The organism is Agromyces sp. Y782 (assembly GCF_059445405.1).
Genome location: NZ_JCAIUG010000002.1, coordinates 710,036 through 724,950 on the forward strand (window position 1 = coordinate 710,036; position 14,915 = coordinate 724,950).

General features: G+C 68.1%; 14 protein-coding genes. 7 read left to right on the forward strand and 7 right to left on the reverse strand.

Features of this window, described 5'->3' with window-relative positions; genetic code table 11:
* The first annotated feature begins 212 nt into the window (after positions 1 to 212).
* The 5 genes from sufB to AC1C2S_RS17510 are packed head-to-tail and all read left to right on the forward strand — an operon-like array spanning position 213 to position 4,369.
* Complete coding sequence (sufB, locus tag AC1C2S_RS17490; protein WP_495353873.1) at positions 213 to 1,631, forward strand: Fe-S cluster assembly protein SufB; 1,419 nt, start codon at positions 213 to 215, stop codon at positions 1,629 to 1,631.
* A 14-nt stretch (positions 1,632 to 1,645) separates the two neighbouring features.
* Positions 1,646 to 2,854 carry a Fe-S cluster assembly protein SufD gene (gene sufD / locus AC1C2S_RS17495; RefSeq protein ID WP_495353874.1) on the forward strand — a complete coding sequence of 403 codons (1,209 nt, stop codon included), beginning with the start codon at positions 1,646 to 1,648 and terminating at the stop codon, positions 2,852 to 2,854.
* 1 nt (position 2,855) lies between these two features.
* Positions 2,856 to 3,182: a non-heme iron oxygenase ferredoxin subunit gene (locus tag AC1C2S_RS17500; RefSeq protein WP_495353875.1), complete on the forward strand. Its 327-nt coding sequence runs from the start codon at positions 2,856 to 2,858 to the stop codon at positions 3,180 to 3,182.
* A gap of 51 nt (positions 3,183 to 3,233) precedes the next feature.
* Positions 3,234 to 4,019: a Fe-S cluster assembly ATPase SufC gene (gene sufC / locus AC1C2S_RS17505; protein WP_495353876.1), complete on the forward strand. Its 786-nt coding sequence runs from the start codon at positions 3,234 to 3,236 to the stop codon at positions 4,017 to 4,019.
* Positions 4,020 to 4,039: 20 nt separating this feature from the next.
* Complete coding sequence (locus AC1C2S_RS17510) at positions 4,040 to 4,369, forward strand: metal-sulfur cluster assembly factor (protein ID WP_495353877.1); 330 nt, start codon at positions 4,040 to 4,042, stop codon at positions 4,367 to 4,369.
* Between the two features lie 59 nt (positions 4,370 to 4,428).
* Here AC1C2S_RS17510 and AC1C2S_RS17515 read toward each other — a convergent pair whose 3' ends face one another.
* On the reverse strand, positions 4,429 to 5,049 hold the full coding sequence (locus AC1C2S_RS17515) for a TetR/AcrR family transcriptional regulator (protein ID WP_495353878.1): 621 nt from the start codon (positions 5,047 to 5,049) through the stop codon (positions 4,429 to 4,431).
* Between the two features lie 33 nt (positions 5,050 to 5,082).
* Between AC1C2S_RS17515 and AC1C2S_RS17520 the strand changes: the two genes are divergently transcribed.
* Positions 5,083 to 6,102: a DMT family transporter gene (locus tag AC1C2S_RS17520; RefSeq protein WP_495353879.1), complete on the forward strand. Its 1,020-nt coding sequence runs from the start codon at positions 5,083 to 5,085 to the stop codon at positions 6,100 to 6,102.
* Between the two features lie 7 nt (positions 6,103 to 6,109).
* Here the strand turns inward: AC1C2S_RS17520 and AC1C2S_RS17525 are convergent, their stop codons facing one another.
* On the reverse strand, positions 6,110 to 8,155 hold the full coding sequence (locus AC1C2S_RS17525) for a M3 family metallopeptidase (RefSeq protein WP_495353880.1): 2,046 nt from the start codon (positions 8,153 to 8,155) through the stop codon (positions 6,110 to 6,112).
* Positions 8,156 to 8,207: 52 nt separating this feature from the next.
* Between AC1C2S_RS17525 and AC1C2S_RS17530 the strand changes: the two genes are divergently transcribed.
* Entirely contained in the window at positions 8,208 to 9,035 is an 828-nt protein-coding gene (locus AC1C2S_RS17530) for a methyltransferase domain-containing protein (protein ID WP_495353881.1), read from the forward strand.
* 28 nt (positions 9,036 to 9,063) lie between these two features.
* Here AC1C2S_RS17530 and AC1C2S_RS17535 read toward each other — a convergent pair whose 3' ends face one another.
* The 5 genes from AC1C2S_RS17535 to AC1C2S_RS17555 all read right to left on the reverse strand — a co-directional run bounded on the left by AC1C2S_RS17535 (position 9,064) and on the right by AC1C2S_RS17555 (position 14,909).
* On the reverse strand, positions 9,064 to 9,288 hold the full coding sequence (locus AC1C2S_RS17535) for a hypothetical protein (protein WP_495353882.1): 225 nt from the start codon (positions 9,286 to 9,288) through the stop codon (positions 9,064 to 9,066).
* Positions 9,288 to 9,734, reverse strand: coding sequence for a GNAT family N-acetyltransferase (locus AC1C2S_RS17540; RefSeq protein WP_495353883.1), 447 nt, complete (start codon positions 9,732 to 9,734; stop codon positions 9,288 to 9,290). Before AC1C2S_RS17540 ends, AC1C2S_RS17535 begins: the two co-directional genes overlap by 1 nt.
* Before the next feature lie 8 nt (positions 9,735 to 9,742).
* The gene (gene valS / locus AC1C2S_RS17545; protein WP_495353884.1) at positions 9,743 to 12,325 is read right to left on the reverse strand and encodes a valine--tRNA ligase; all 2,583 of its coding nucleotides are present in this window, start codon (positions 12,323 to 12,325) and stop codon (positions 9,743 to 9,745) included.
* 125 nt (positions 12,326 to 12,450) lie between these two features.
* A complete protein-coding gene (locus tag AC1C2S_RS17550; RefSeq protein WP_495353885.1) occupies positions 12,451 to 14,112 on the reverse strand; it encodes a dipeptide ABC transporter ATP-binding protein in 1,662 nt (553 codons plus the stop codon).
* Positions 14,112 to 14,909 (reverse strand): ABC transporter permease, encoded by a 798-nt coding sequence (locus AC1C2S_RS17555; protein ID WP_495354419.1) that lies wholly within the window; start codon positions 14,907 to 14,909, stop codon positions 14,112 to 14,114. The genes AC1C2S_RS17550 and AC1C2S_RS17555 overlap by 1 nt, the downstream gene beginning before the upstream one ends.
* Between the last annotated feature and the right edge of the window lie 6 nt (positions 14,910 to 14,915).

Below are 14,915 nucleotides of genomic sequence, written 5' to 3' on the forward strand. Positions count from 1 at the left end.
GGGAGTCCTGCCCCGCGCCCCCTGCGACCCTATAGACTTGACTGGTTGGCAGGCTCGCCGACCGCGCGAAACCGCGCGTGATGAGCCACCAGCCATCTTAGGTTCGCACTGAAGCCACCGGGCACATCATCACCCACTCAATGAGCGCCTCGACTCACGAGGGGAATGGGCCGGCCTGATAGCCGGTTGCACGGGAGGAGAAGAGGGAGAGCATGACGGACGTATTGATCGACCGCCCAGAACTCGAAGGACTCGGTACGTACGAGTTCGGTTGGGCCGACTCCGACGCCGCCGGGGCATCCGCCCGACGCGGTATCTCGCCCGAGGTGGTCGCCGACATCTCAGGGCTGAAGAACGAGCCCGACTGGATGCTCAAACGACGCCAGCGTGCGCTGCAGCTCTTCGAGCGCAAGCCCATGCCCACGTGGGGTGCCGACCTGTCGGACATCGACTTCGACAACATCAAGTACTTCGTCCGCTCCACCGAGAAGCAGGCCCAGACCTGGGAAGACCTGCCCGACGACATCAAGAACACCTACGAGCGCCTCGGCATCCCCGAGGCCGAGCGCCAGCGCCTCGTCGCAGGCGTCGCCGCCCAGTACGAGTCCGAAGTGGTCTACCACCAGATCAACGAAGAGCTCGAGCGTCAGGGTGTCATCTTCATGGACACCGACACCGCGCTGCGCGAGCACCCCGAGGTCTTCGAGGAGTACTTCGGCACCGTGATCCCGGCGGGCGACAACAAGTTCGCCGCGCTCAACACGGCCGTCTGGTCGGGCGGTTCGTTCGTCTACGTCCCGAAGGGCGTGCACGTCGAGATCCCGCTGCAGGCCTACTTCCGCATCAACACCGAGAACATGGGCCAGTTCGAGCGCACGCTCATCATCGCCGACGAAGACAGCTACGTGCACTACATCGAAGGCTGCACGGCGCCGATCTACAAGAGCGACTCGCTGCACTCGGCCGTCGTCGAGATCATCGTGAAGAAGAACGCCCGCGTTCGCTACACGACGATCCAGAACTGGTCGAACAACGTGTACAACCTCGTGACCAAGCGTGCGACTGCTGCCGAAGGCGCGACCATGGAGTGGGTCGACGGCAACATCGGCTCCAAGGTCACGATGAAGTACCCCTCGATCTTCCTCATGGGCGAACACGCCAAGGGCGAGACGCTCTCCGTGGCCTTCGCGGGCCCCGGCCAGCACCAGGACGCCGGCGCCAAGATGATCCACATGGCGCCGTACACGCAGTCGTCGATCGTCTCGAAGTCGATCGCGCGCGGCGGTGGCCGAGCGGGCTATCGCGGCGAGGTTCGCATCGACGCCAACGCGCATCACTCGGCGAACAGCGTCGTCTGCGACGCATTGCTCGTCGACACGATCTCTCGCTCCGACACCTACCCGGCGATCGACATCCGCGTCGACGATGTCAAGCTCGGCCACGAGGCCACGGTCTCGAAGGTCAGCGAGGAGCAGCTCTTCTACCTCATGAGCCGTGGCATCGACGAGACCGAGGCCATGTCGATGATCGTGCGCGGCTTCATCGAGCCGATCGCGCGTGAACTCCCCATGGAATACGCCATGGAACTCAACAAGCTCATCGAGATGGGCATGGAAGGCAGCGTCGGCTAGGAATGACCGATCAGATGACCAGCACAACACAGCGTTCATCCCCTTTGGCCACTCCCGGGCAACACGGCCTCGTCGCGCACTCCGACGGCGCCTTCGTGCCCGTGCAGACCCGCTCCGAGCGGTTCCGCTCGGTGAACGTCGACGACTTCGAGCCCGTCAACGGACGCGAGCGCGAGTGGAAGCTCTCTCCGGTCGCGACCTTCGCCGACCTCACCGGCGGTGAGCTCGACGGTTCGCGACTTCCGATCGAGACGACCCTTCGACAGGCTCAAGACGGCGCGGATGTCTCGGGCATCGCCTTCTCGTACATCCCGCGCGACGACGCCCGCATCGGCGCGGCGGGCACGCCCGAAGAGCGCGCGAGCGCCAACGCGTGGTCGAACTTCGGCGAGGCCCTCCTCGTCTCCGTCACCGGCGAAGACGAGAAGATCGCGTTCGTGACCCGCACCGGTCTCGGCGACGCCCCGCGCGCCGCGCACACCGTCATCGAGGCCGCGCCGAACAGCCGCGGATTCGTGGTGCTCGCCGGCGCGGGTGCCGCCCGCCTCAGCGAGAACGTCGAGATCCTCGTCAGCGACGGGGCATCCCTCACCGTCGTCTCGCTGCAGGAGTGGGACGACGAGGCCGTGCACCTCTCGAGCCAGTTCGCCCGCCTCGGCCGCGATGCGTTCCTCAAGCACATCGTCGTCTCCCTCGGCGGCAAGGTCGTGCGGGTGAACCCGTCGACCCACCTTGCCGAGCAGGGCGCCGACATCGAGGCCCTCGGCCTCTACTTCGCCGACGCCGGCCAGCACCTCGAGCAGCAGGTGTACGTGCACCACGACGCACCGCACACCAAGAGCCGCGTCACCTACAAGGGCGCGCTGCAGGGTGCCGGCGCGCGCAGCGTCTGGGTCGGCGACGTACTGATCGGCAACGCCGCAACCGGCACCGACAGCTACGAGCAGAACCGCAATCTCGTGCTCACCGAGGGCACTCGCGCCGACTCCGTGCCGAACCTCGAGATCGAGACCGGCGACATCGAAGGCGCCGGGCACGCGAGTGCCACCGGCCGCTTCGACGACGAGCAGCTGTTCTACCTGATGGCTCGCGGCATCAGTGAAGACGAAGCACGTCGACTCGTCGTGCGCGGCTTCCTCACCGACATCGTGCAGAAGATCGGCTCGGCCGACCTCGAAGCCCGCCTGACCGCGGCCATCGAGGCCGAACTGGAAGGTCGCTGACGTGGCATCCGTTCGTGTCTGCTCAGCCGACGACCTCGCCGTGAACGAGGCCTCGCGGTTCGTGCTCGAGGGCGTTCCCATCGCCGTGGTGAAAGACGCCGCAGGCGAGATCTACGCCATCGGCGACACCTGCACGCACGGCGACATCTCGCTGGCCGAAGGTTTCGTCGAAGACGACACCCTCGAGTGCTGGGCCCACGGCTCCATGTTCTCCCTGAAGACGGGCAAGCCGTTGACGCTGCCCGCGTACGAGCCCGTCCCGGTCTACCAGGTCGAGCTCAGAGACGGCGACGTCCACATCGACCCCATGGTCACACTGACCGTCTGACCCACTCCTCCGGCCCGGAACGGCCGGCAACCGAAAGAGACCACTACGAACATGTCCGTTCTCGAGATCAAGAACCTCCACGTCAACGTCGAGACCGACCAGGGCACCCGCGAGATCCTCCGCGGCGTCGACCTCGTCATCAACGAGGGCGAGATCCACGCGATCATGGGCCCCAACGGGTCGGGCAAGTCGACCCTCGCGTACACGATCGCCGGCCACCCGAAGTACAAGGTCGTCCAGGGCGAGATCCTGCTCGACGGTGAGAACGTGCTCGAGATGTCGGTCGACGCACGCGCACGCGCCGGCCTCTTCCTCGCGATGCAGTACCCCGTCGAGATTCCGGGCGTGACGGTCACGAACTTCCTCCGCACCGCCAAGACGGCGATCGACGGCGAGGCGCCTCCGATCCGCGGCTGGATCAAAGACGTGCGCGAGTCGATGTCGAACCTCAAGATGGACTCGGCGTTCGCCGAGCGCAACGTCAACGAGGGCTTCTCGGGCGGCGAGAAGAAGCGCAACGAGATCCTGCAGCTCGAACTGCTGAAGCCGAAGTTCGCCGTGCTCGATGAGACCGACTCGGGTCTCGACGTCGACGCGCTGAAGGTCGTCTCCGAGGGCGTCAATCGGGCGCACTCGAGCACCGGCCTCGGTGTCCTGCTGATCACGCACTACACGCGCATCCTGCGCTATATCAAGCCCGACTTCGTGCACGTCTTCGTGGCGGGCCGCATCGCCGAGCAGGGCGGCCCCGAGCTCGCCGACCGACTCGAAGACGAGGGCTACGACCGGTACCAGGTCGCCGAGACGGCCGTGGCCGAAGCGGTGCCGGCCGAATAGGGCGAGGGTAGAATCACACTATGGTCACCACACTCGCCCCAGAGCGCTACGACCAGGTCGAAGAAGCGCTGAAAGACGTCATGGACCCCGAGCTCGGGGTCAACATCGTCGACCTCGGCCTCATCTACGACCTCGGCTGGGACGACGAGAACGACGCCCTCGTCATCCACATGACGCTCACGAGCGCCGGATGCCCCCTCACCGACGTGATCGAAGAGCAGACCGCTGAGGCGCTCGACGGCACCGTCGACGCGTTCCGCATCAACTGGGTGTGGATGCCGCCGTGGGGTCCCGAGCGCATCACCGACGACGGCCGCGACATGATGCGGGCGCTCGGCTTCGCGATCTGAGTCGTCTTCCGTCTCGACGGATGCCTCGTGCAGCACGCCTGCACGAGGCATCCGTCGTTTCAGGCACCATCGTCGGGTCGCTGCCCGCCCGCACTCAACGTGAGGAGCAGGGCCGCCGCATCCCGTGCCGCCGCGAACGGTTCGGCGAACGTGCCCATGCCGGTAGTCACCAGGCCGCCCTCGTAGAGCAGCATCAGACTCTTGGCGACGCGTTCGGCATCGGCGATCGCCGCATCGCGGCAGAGTTGCTCGAAGACATCCCGCAGCCATTTCTTCTGGCGGATGGCTTCGACAGCAATGGGCGACGTCGCGTCGTCCATCTCGGCCCGGGCGTTGATGGCGCTGCACCCTTTGCCGCAGTTGTCGATCGCCCACCGGCCCGCGATGTCGAACACTGCCAGGATGCGTTCGACGCTTCCCGGAGGCTCTTGTGCGAGTTCGCGTTCAAGGTACTCACGCCACCGCGCGTCGCGCCCGCGCAGGTACGCGACGGCGAGCGCCTCTTTCGATCCGAACCGGTCGTAGAGCGTCTTCTTCGTCACCCCTGCCGCGGCTGCGATGGTGTCGACACCCACGGCGTGGATTCCCTCACGGTAGAAGAGCTCGGATGCCGCGGCGAGCACGCGCTCTGCTCCCGGCGTGTAGTGAGGAAGCGCTTCGGGCAGATTCTCGGCGGTCATGGCTCCACTATACCGCTCTGTATACTCGTTCGAATGAGTAAACAGACCGGTATACCGAGATGCCTCCTTCTCATTGGTGCATCCGTCACGTTCGTCCTGGCTTGGAGTTCTGGCTTCGTGATCGCGAAGATCGGCACCGACGCTGCTCCGGCTCTGACAGTCCTGTTCTGGCGATACCTCACCGTCGGGGTCATCCTCCTGATCGTCATCGCCGCGGCGAACGTCCGACGACGTCCGCTCGTGTTTCCGCCATGGCGCGACATCCGTCCGCACCTCACGATCGGATTCTTCGCACAGTTCGGCTACGTCGTCCCGATCTACCTGGCCGTCGGCGCCGGTGTGTCGTCGGGAACGACCGCGCTCATCGATGCGGTCCAACCTCTTGTCGTGGCGACCCTCGTCGGCCCGCTCCTCGGCCTTCGCGTCCGTGCGCTCCAATGGCTCGGCCTGGTGCTCGGCGCGGTGGGGGTGGCGCTCATCGTGGCGGCCGACGCCTTGGCCGCGGGGTCTCCCACGCCCGCGTACCTCCTCCCGCTCGTCGCACTGGCCAGCCTCGTCACCGCCACGTTCCTTGAGCGGCGCACCTCGGCTCGCCTCTCCGTGTTCGCGACCCTCACCGTGCACTCGTCCGTCACCCTCGTGGCAGTGGCGCTCCTCGCCGCCGTCACGGGAACGTTCGCCCCGCCTGCCACAGCCGCGTTCTGGGTCTCGACGCTCGTGATCGCTGTGGTCCCCACACTCCTCGGCTACGCGCTCTACTGGTACCTTCTCCGTCGCCTCGGCATCACCGCGTTGAATGCGCTTCTGTATCTGGTGGCCCCCACTGCCGCGGTCGCCGGCGCGATCCTCTTCGCCGACCCGTTCACGCCGGCGACCCTCGTCGGCCTCGTGCTCGGTGCAGGAGCGGTCGCGCTGGTCATCGCGTCACCGCGGTCGGCGCCGCCGCGCGTGCCGTCGACAGATTCCCCGAAGTCCGAGATCAGACGGACGACTCGGAACGAGGAGCGTGTTCGTCGCCAGGTCTCCTCGGAGAGCGCGTCGGAGGTGGCGTGAGCGACGCTCAGGCGAGGCCCCGTCGTGCCAGGAGCGGGGCGATGTCGGGTTCGCGCCCGAGCAGACGCCGGATCGATTCGCGCGGGTCGCGTGAGCCGCCCGGCTCGAGGATCTCCGCCCGGAATCGATCGCCGTTGGCACGCGTCGCACCGCCCTGCTGCTCGAACCACGCCATGATGTCGGCGCCCGGCACCTCGCTCCAGATGTACGAGTAGTACCCGGCGTCGTAGCCGCCGGCGAAGATATGGGCGAAGTAGGTGCTCGAGTAGCGCGGGGGCACGAGCGGGTCGTCGAGGCCCACGGCGGCCAGTGCCTGTCGTTCGAAGGCGGCGACGTCGGTCACCGCGGCGGCGTCGTCGGGGGAGAGACGGTGCCATGCCTGGTCGAGAGCCGCAGCGGCAAGGTACTCGGTCGTCGAGAAACCCTCGTTGAAGGTGCGCGACGCGAGCAGGCGATCGACGAGGGTCTGCGGCATTCGCTCGCCCGTCTCGACGTGCCGGGCGAAGTGCTCGAGCACCTCCGGTCGAAGCAGCCACAACTCGTTGACCTGGCTCGGCAGCTCGACGAAGTCGCGATAGACGTTGGTGCCGGCCGACGAGGGGAACGCGACCCTCGCGAAAAGGCCGTGCAGCGCATGGCCGAACTCGTGGAACAGCGTCTCGGCCTCATCGAAGGTGAGCAGGGTCGGCTCACCGTACGCGGGCCTCGGAACGTTGAGGTTGTTCACGACTACGGGAAGCGTCGCTTCGAGGTCGGACTGCTCGACGAGCGAGCTCATCCAGGCACCGCCGCGCTTGGAGTCGCGCGCGTACGGGTCGATCAGGTACAGGCCGACCGGGCTGTCGTCGTCGTCGAAGACTTCGAAGACCCGGGTGTCGGGGTGGTAGGCGACGAGGTCGGTGCGTTCGGTGAAGCGCACTCCGTACAGCAGCGTTGCGGCGTGGAAGACGCCCTCGGTGAGCACGCGATCGAACTCGAGATACGGGCGCATCGCCTGCAGGTCGACGTCGAAACGCTCACGTCGCACCGCTTCGGTGTGAATCGCCCAGTCCGAGGCCTCGACGCTGCGCCAACCGAGCCGAGCCGCGCGTTCGGTGAGCGCGGCCGCCTCCTGACGGGCATTCTGCGTTGCGGCCGGCACCAGGCGGGCGAGGAGGTCGGCGACCGCCTCAGGAGCACCGGCCGTCTCGTCGACGGTCACCGCTGACGCGTGGTTCGCGAAGCCGAGCAATCGCGCCCGCGAGGCGCGGATCTGCACGAGTTCGAGCAGCGTCTCGCGGGTGTCGTGGTCGCCGCCGCGACATCCGCGCGACCGTGAAGCGGTGAAGAGCCGATCGCGCACCTCGTCGTGCGAGAGCGAGGCGATGGCAGGCTGCCCTGTCGGCAGGACGAGCGTGATGAGCCAGCCTTCGAGGCCGCGCGCGACGGCGGCCTCGCGCGCCGCCGAGCGCCGGCTCTCGTCGAGGCCCGCGAGCTCATCAGCCTCGACGATGTGCAGCGCGAGCTCGTTCGTGTCGGCGAGGAGGCGCTGTTGGAATCCGGTCGTGAGTCGTGAGATCTGCGCATTCAGCGCAGTCAGCTCGGCTCGTTCGGCGGGTTCGAGGGCGGCGCCCGCGAGCGTGGCTTCGCGGTGGTACCGCTCCAGTAGATACGCGGACTCGGCGTCGAGGCCGAGTCCGTCTCGGGCAGAGTGCAGCTCGACGATCCGGGCGTAGAGGCGGGGGTCCAGCCGGATCGCATCGCGGTGCTCCGCGAGAAGCGGAGCGAACTCGGCCTCGATCGCGTCGATCGAAGCATTGCTGTCGGCCGAGCTCGCGTTCTCGAACACGGGAAGAACCCGGCGGAGGAGGGCGCTCGAGCGCTCGAGCGCGATGATCGTGTTCTCGAACGTGGGCGGTTCGTCATTCATGGCGATCGCTTCGGCCGCTGCGCGCTGCTCGCGCATGCCGCGCTCGATCGCTTCCCGATAGTGCTCTGGGCGAATGAGGGCGAAGAGGGGGAGCCGATAGGGCAGGGGGCTCGGCTCGAGGAACGGGTTCGATGGGTCGCTCATCCAACCACCGTAGTTCGTGTCGCACCGTCGGCGAGGAGCATAGGCTCGGGATATGCGCACCGATCGGCCCGAGAACGCTCCACGAGACGAGTACACCCACGGCCACCACGCGAGCGTGCTGCGAACGCACTCCTGGCGCACGGTGGAGAACTCTGCGGCCTACCTCGTGCCGCACCTGCGTGAGGGCGAGCGAGTGCTCGACGTCGGCAGCGGACCCGGCACGATCACCATCGATCTCGCCCGTCGGGTGCGGCCCGGCTCCGTCATCGGCATCGACTCGTCGGCCGATGTCGTCGCGCGCGCGGCGGGTCTCGCGCAGAGCGAGGGCGTCGCCAACGTCGAGTTCAGGGTCGGCGACGCCTACGCGCTCGAGTTCGAGGACGACTCCTTCGACATCGTGCATGCGCACCAGGTGCTGCAGCACCTCGGTCGCCCGGTCGAGGCGCTGCGCGAGTTCCGCCGGGTCACGAAGCCCGGTGGCATCGTCGCGGCGCGCGACGTCGACTACGGCGGCGTGATCTGGAACCCGGTCTCACCCGGCCTCACTCGCTGGCTCGAGCTCTACCACGCGGTGCACGAGTGGAACGGCGGTGAGGCCGATGCCGGTCGCCGCCTGAAAGCCTGGGCGCGCGAGGCGGGCTTCACCGACATCGCCGCGACGGGTACGACCTGGGTGTTCGCGACCGACCTCGAACGCGAATGGTGGGGCGGTTCGTGGGCCGAGCGCGCGACCGAGTCGCAGTTCGCGGCGCACGCGATCGAATCGGGTCATTCGAACCCCGAAGAACTGCGTCGAATCGCCGATGCGTGGCGTGCATGGGCGGCCGACGAAGACGGCTGGCTGCTCATGCCGCACGGCGAGATCATCGCGCACGCGTAGCGAGCCCGACGGTGGAAGTCGTCGGCCGCTACCAATCCTCGTCGGCGTCGTTCGCATCGATGATCGTCTCGCGCACCACGGTGCCATCGTCGAGCTCGGCGATCGGTCGACCCTCGAGCCAGGTGAGCGTCCAGTGACGATTCGCGCCGTCACCGGTGAAGGCTGTCTCGGCGGCCGCGATGCGCTCGCGAAGCTCAGCGGGCACGGATGCCGGCGGCACGGTGCCGAACGCCCAGCGAGTGCCGAGTCGCATCACGCATCCATCTCGTAGGTCACCCAGCTGGTGCGCTCGGCGAGCTGATCGTAGAGGCGTTGCGATTCGGCATTGTCATCTGCAGTGATCCAGCTGACCCCACCGTGGCCGATCTCTGCTGCACGAGCGTGCACGAACTCGATGAGCGACTTGCCGATGCCCGAACCGCGTGCACCTTCGTCGACGTACAGGTCATCGAGGTACATGCCGCGGGTCGCGGTCAACGTATTGGGCACGGCCCGGAAGTGGGCGAGCCCGATGGGCCGGCCCTCGTCATCGACGGCCAGTGCGGCCGTGAGCGGCTCGGCCTCGTCGCGGATCCAATTCCAGACGATCAGCGCCTTGGCGTCGTCGAGTTCGGTTTCGTAGAAGCGGCAGTACGCCTCGAACAGCGGCAGCCATCCGAAGAAGTCGTCGTCACCGGCTGCCCGTATCTCGTAACTCATGGTTCCCCCTATTCCGACGGCGCCTCGAAGACGACGTCGCGGACTTCGAACGTCTCAGCTTCGACGAAGCTGAGCTCGGCGATGCGCCCCACCGCACGCAGATCTGATTCGACCGACTCCAGCAGCGGGATCGTCGCTGCCGACGCCGCGATCGCGGCGCTCGAGACCGGCGTCTTCTGCGACGCCTTCGCATCGGTCTTGGCGCGCCGGATGCCGGTCAGCGCGAGGCTCGCGAGCTCGAGCAACTCGACGCCCGCCTCACCACGCGCGGCGAGGTCGTCGACGGTCGGCCACTGTGACACGTGCACGGAGCCGTCATGCGACCAGCGCCATGCTTCTTCGGTCGCGAACGGGATGACCGGGGCGAAGAGGCGCAGCAGTACATCGAGCGCGGTCTTCAGCGCGGCGACCGCTGAGGCCTGCTCGGAGCTCGCCGCACCGTACGCACGCTCTTTCACGAGCTCGAGGTAGTCGTCGCAGAAGGTCCAGAAGAAGGTCTCTGCGAGCTCGAGGGCGCGGGCGTGGTCGTAGGCGTCGAGGGCGCGCGTGGCGCGGTCGACGACGACGGCGAGCTCGGCGAGCATGCTGCGGTCGACCGGCACGGACACCGGGGCATCCGCCCGACCGTCGAAGGTGAGGATGAACTTCGCCGCGTTCAGCACCTTGATGGCGAGGCGTCGGCCGATCTTGACCTGCGTGGGGTTCTGCGGGTCGAAGGCCGCGTCGGTGCCGAGACGGGAGGATGCCGCCCAGTAGCGCACCGCGTCGGAGCCGTGCTGTTCGAGGAGGCCTGCCGGGGTGACGACGTTGCCCTTGGACTTCGACATCTTCTTGCGATCGGGATCGACGATGAAGCCCGAGATCGAGGCGTTGGACCATGGCGCGACACCGTGCTCGAGTTCGGCGCGCAGGGTCGTCGAGAAGAGCCAGGTGCGGATGATGTCTTGACCCTGCGGGCGCAGGGAGTACGGGAAGACGAGTTCGAACAGCTCGGGGTCGCGCTCCCAGCCGCCCGCGAGTTGCGGGGTGAGCGAGGAAGTCGCCCACGTGTCCATGACGTCGTGCTCGCCGATGAAGCCGCCGGGGACACCGCGCTGGGCTTCGTCGAAGCCGGGTGCCGCCGCCGACGACGGGTCGACGGGCAGCAGCTCGCGGGTCGCGACGATCGGCTCGTCGAACTTCGGGTCGCCCGCATCGTCGAGCGGGTACCACACGGGGATCGGCACGCCGAAGAAGCGCTGGCGGGAGACGAGCCAGTCGCCCGAGAGTCCGCCCACCCAGTTCTCGTAGCGCACGCGCATGAAGTCGGGGTGCCAGTCGATCTCGCGGCCATGGGTGAGCAGACGCTCGCGCAGCGCCTCGTCGCGGGCGCCGTTCCTGATGTACCACTGACGGGTGGAGACGATCTCGAGCGGCTTGTCGCCCTTCTCGAAGAATTTCACCGGGTGGGTGATCGCCTTCGGGTCGGCGAGCAGGTCGCCCGAGTCGCGGAGGAGCTGCACGACGGCCTGCTTGGCCGAGAACGTCGTCTTGCCCGCGAGCTCTGCATACGCGGCGAGGCCGGCCTCGGAGGTGATGACGTCGGGGGCATCTGCGATGACCCGGCCGTCGAAGCCGATGATCGCGCGGTTCGGGAGGTCGAGTTCGCGCCACCACACGACGTCGGTGATGTCACCGAACGTGCAGATCATCGCGATGCCGGTGCCCTTGTCTTTCTGCGCGAGGTGGTGGGCGAGCACGGGCACCTCGACGCCGAAGACGGGCGTCGTGACCGTGGTGCCGAAGAGCGGCTGGTAGCGCTCGTCGTCGGGGTGCGCGACGAGTGCGACGCACGCGGGGATGAGCTCGGGGCGGCTCGTCTCGATGTCGACGGTGCCGCCATCGGGTTTGTGGAACGAGACGCGGTGGTAGTGGCCCGGCTGCTCGCGGTCTTCGAGCTCGGCCTGGGCGACGGCGGTGCGGAACGTGACGTCCCACAGGGTCGGTGCAAGCGCCTGGTACGCCTCGCCCCGGTCGATGTTGCGAATGAACGCCAGCTGCGAAGCGAACAACGACTCATCGCCGATGGTGCGGTAGGTCTGGGTCCAGTCGACCGAGAGGCCGAGCTGGCGCCAGACGGCTTCGAACTGCTGCTCGTCTTCGACGGTCAGGCGTTCGCAGAGCTCGATGAAGTTGCGGCGGCTGATCGGCACCTGATCGGCGGCTTTCGTCGACTTGCCCTCGCCCCCCTCGAACGGCGGCACGAAGCCCTCGATGTAGGGGAGCGTCGGGTCGCAGCGCACACCGTAGTAGTTCTGCACGCGGCGTTCGGTGGGCAGCCCGTTGTCGTCCCAGCCCATGGGGTAGAAGACGCTCTTACCCCGCATGCGCTGATACCGCGCCACGACGTCGGTGTGGGTGTACGAGAACACGTGGCCGATGTGGAGCGAGCCGGAAGCCGTCGGCGGGGGAGTGTCGATCGAGTAGATGCACTCCCGCGTGGCCGAATCGCGATCGAACCGGTAAGTGCCTTCGCGCTCCCAAGCGCCTCCCCAGACCGATTCGAGGCCTTCGAGAGCGGGCTTGTCGGGAATGCGAGCGGTGTCGGTCATGATGCTCCGGTTCGATGTATGCGGCACCGTGTCTGTGGTGAGGTGCCTGAATGTGCGACGATCCAGCCTACCCGAGAGCGCGCTGAACGCAGTCTGGGCGAGTCGCCGACCCTCGGCCCTGCGGCTCAGTATGCGAGCCGCGGCGAATCGGCCACCAACTGGGCGGTGTAGGGATGCTCCGGCCGCCCGAAGACCCGCTCGGATTCGCCGGTCTCGACGATGCGACCGGCCCGCATCACCGCGACCCGATCGGCCATGTGGTGCACGACGCCGAGGTCGTGCGAGATGAAGAGGAGCGCGAGGCCACGCTCGCGCTGGAGATCGTCGAGCAGGTCGAGGATCTGCGCCTGGATCGTCACGTCGAGCGCCGAGACGGGCTCGTCGCAGATCAACAGCTCGGGTGACGCGGCGAGTGCCCGGGCGATCGAGACCCGCTGCCGCTGGCCGCCTGAGAGGGTCACGGGCTTTCGCCCGGCGACGGATGCCGCGAGCCCGACCTGATCGAGCAGGGTCGCGACGTCGGGGGTCGGCGAGCCGCGGTGAGCGGCGCGTGCGGCGTCGGTGAGGATGCGGCCGACGTCCCACCTCGGGTCGAACGAGCTGAGGGCGTCCTGGTAGATCGCGCCGATGCGGTGGCGTGAGGGCCGACGGTGCCGCTCGTCGAGTGCCGACCACTCCTCGCCGTCGAGGTGCACCGTGCCGCTGTCGGGCGCCGTGAGTGCGAGCGCGAGCCGCGCGACGGTCGTCTTGCCCGAGCCGGATTCGCCGACGAGGCCGAGCGTCTCGCCCCGATGAAGTGACAGTGACACGTCGTCGACTGCGGCGAAGCGGCCGCCCGGGATCGCGAACGTCTTGGTGACGTGCGCGAGCGAGAGCAGCGGAGGTGCTGCGGAGGGCGGCGCCGCGGGCATCGCCGCCGCGGCCGCCGGCGGAACACGGCTCGGCGCTGCGTGGCCGATCGGCGCAGGCAGGGCCGACAGCGCCGACAGTCGAGCACCGCGCGGGGTGTCCGACGGCACTGCCGCGATGAGCGCCTTCGTGTACGCCTCCCGGGGTGACTCCAGTACCTCGCGGGCCGTTCCCTGCTCGATGACCTGGCCCTCGCGCATGACGAGGATGCGGTCGGCGAGCTGCCCGACGACGGCCAGATCATGGCTGATGAGCAGCACACCCGTGCCGCGGGCGCGGATGTCGGCGATGAGCGCGAGGATGCGCGCCTGCACGGTGACGTCGAGGGCGGTCGTGGGTTCGTCGGCGATGAGGAGCGGCGGGTCGAGTGCGATGGCGGCCGCGATGAGGGCGCGCTGGCGGAGGCCACCGGACAGTTCGCCGGATCGCCGGCCTGCGGCGAGCGCCGGGTCGGGCATGCCGACGTCGGCGAGGAGCTCGAGCACCCGGGCGCGGCGCGCAGCCGCCGGCATCCGTTCGTGGATGCGGAGTGGATCCTCGATCTCGCGACCGACGGGGCGGAGCGGGTCGAGCGAGACGAGCGCGTCCTGCAGGATGAGCCCGGCGTGGCGGCCGCGGACGCGGCGCCACTCGCGTTCAGTCGCCGCGCCCAACTCCCGCCCCGCGATGCGCAGCCGCTGCGATGAGACGAGAGATCGGGGGCCGGCCAGACCGAGCAGGGCCCGAGCCGTCACCGACTTGCCCGAGCCCGACTCGCCGACGATCGCGACGCATTCACCGGGCGAGATCGTGAGGCTCACTCCATGCACGACTTCGGTCGGGCCGAAGCCGACGCTGAGGTCTGCGACGTCGAGCACGGGTACGGGTGCATCCGTCATCATTCGCCCCTTCCGCGTCGGGTGAGTGCTCGGCCGAGCACGGTCGTCGCGATGGTCGTGGCGACGATCATGAGCCCGGGGAAGACCGTCATCCACCAGGCGGTCGCGAGATAGGTGCGACCCGCGGCCAGCATGGCGCCCCATTCGGCAGCGGGCGGCTGCGCGCCCAGGCCGAGGTAGCTGAGCGCCGCCGCCCAGACGATCGCCTGGCCGATACCGAGGGTTGCGAGCACGAAGAGTGGGATGAGTGCGTTCGGCAGCACATGCCGGCCGAGGATGCGGGCGGGGGAACGACCCAGCACCCGCGCCGCCTCGACGTACTGCGAGGAGCGGATCGAGACGAGCTGGCCGCGGATGATCCGGGCGTAGCCGGGCGCCGTCGAGAGGCCGACGGCGACGGTCGCGGTCACCGGCCCCGGCCCGTACACGACGATCACGAGGAGCGCGAGCAGCAGTCCGGGGAAGGCGAAGAGCACTTCGACCAGCCGATTGACGCTGAAATCGAGGACGCGACCACCGAAGCTCGCCACCACGCCGAGCACGAGACCGAGCACGAGCCCGATGAGCGTCGCCGTGACGCCGATGAGCAGTGAGGTGCTGGTGCCGGCGACGATGCGACTGTAGATGTCGCGCCCGGATTCGTCGGTGCCGAACCAGTGGGCGAGCGACGGTGCCTGGAAGGCGTCGGCCGCGGCGATCTGATTGGGGTCCTGTGTTTCGACGAGCCCCGGCGTACAGGTCGCGGCGACGAGGAAGAGTACGAACGCCGCCGAAAGCAGCGTTCCGGCGCGTGGCATCCGGCC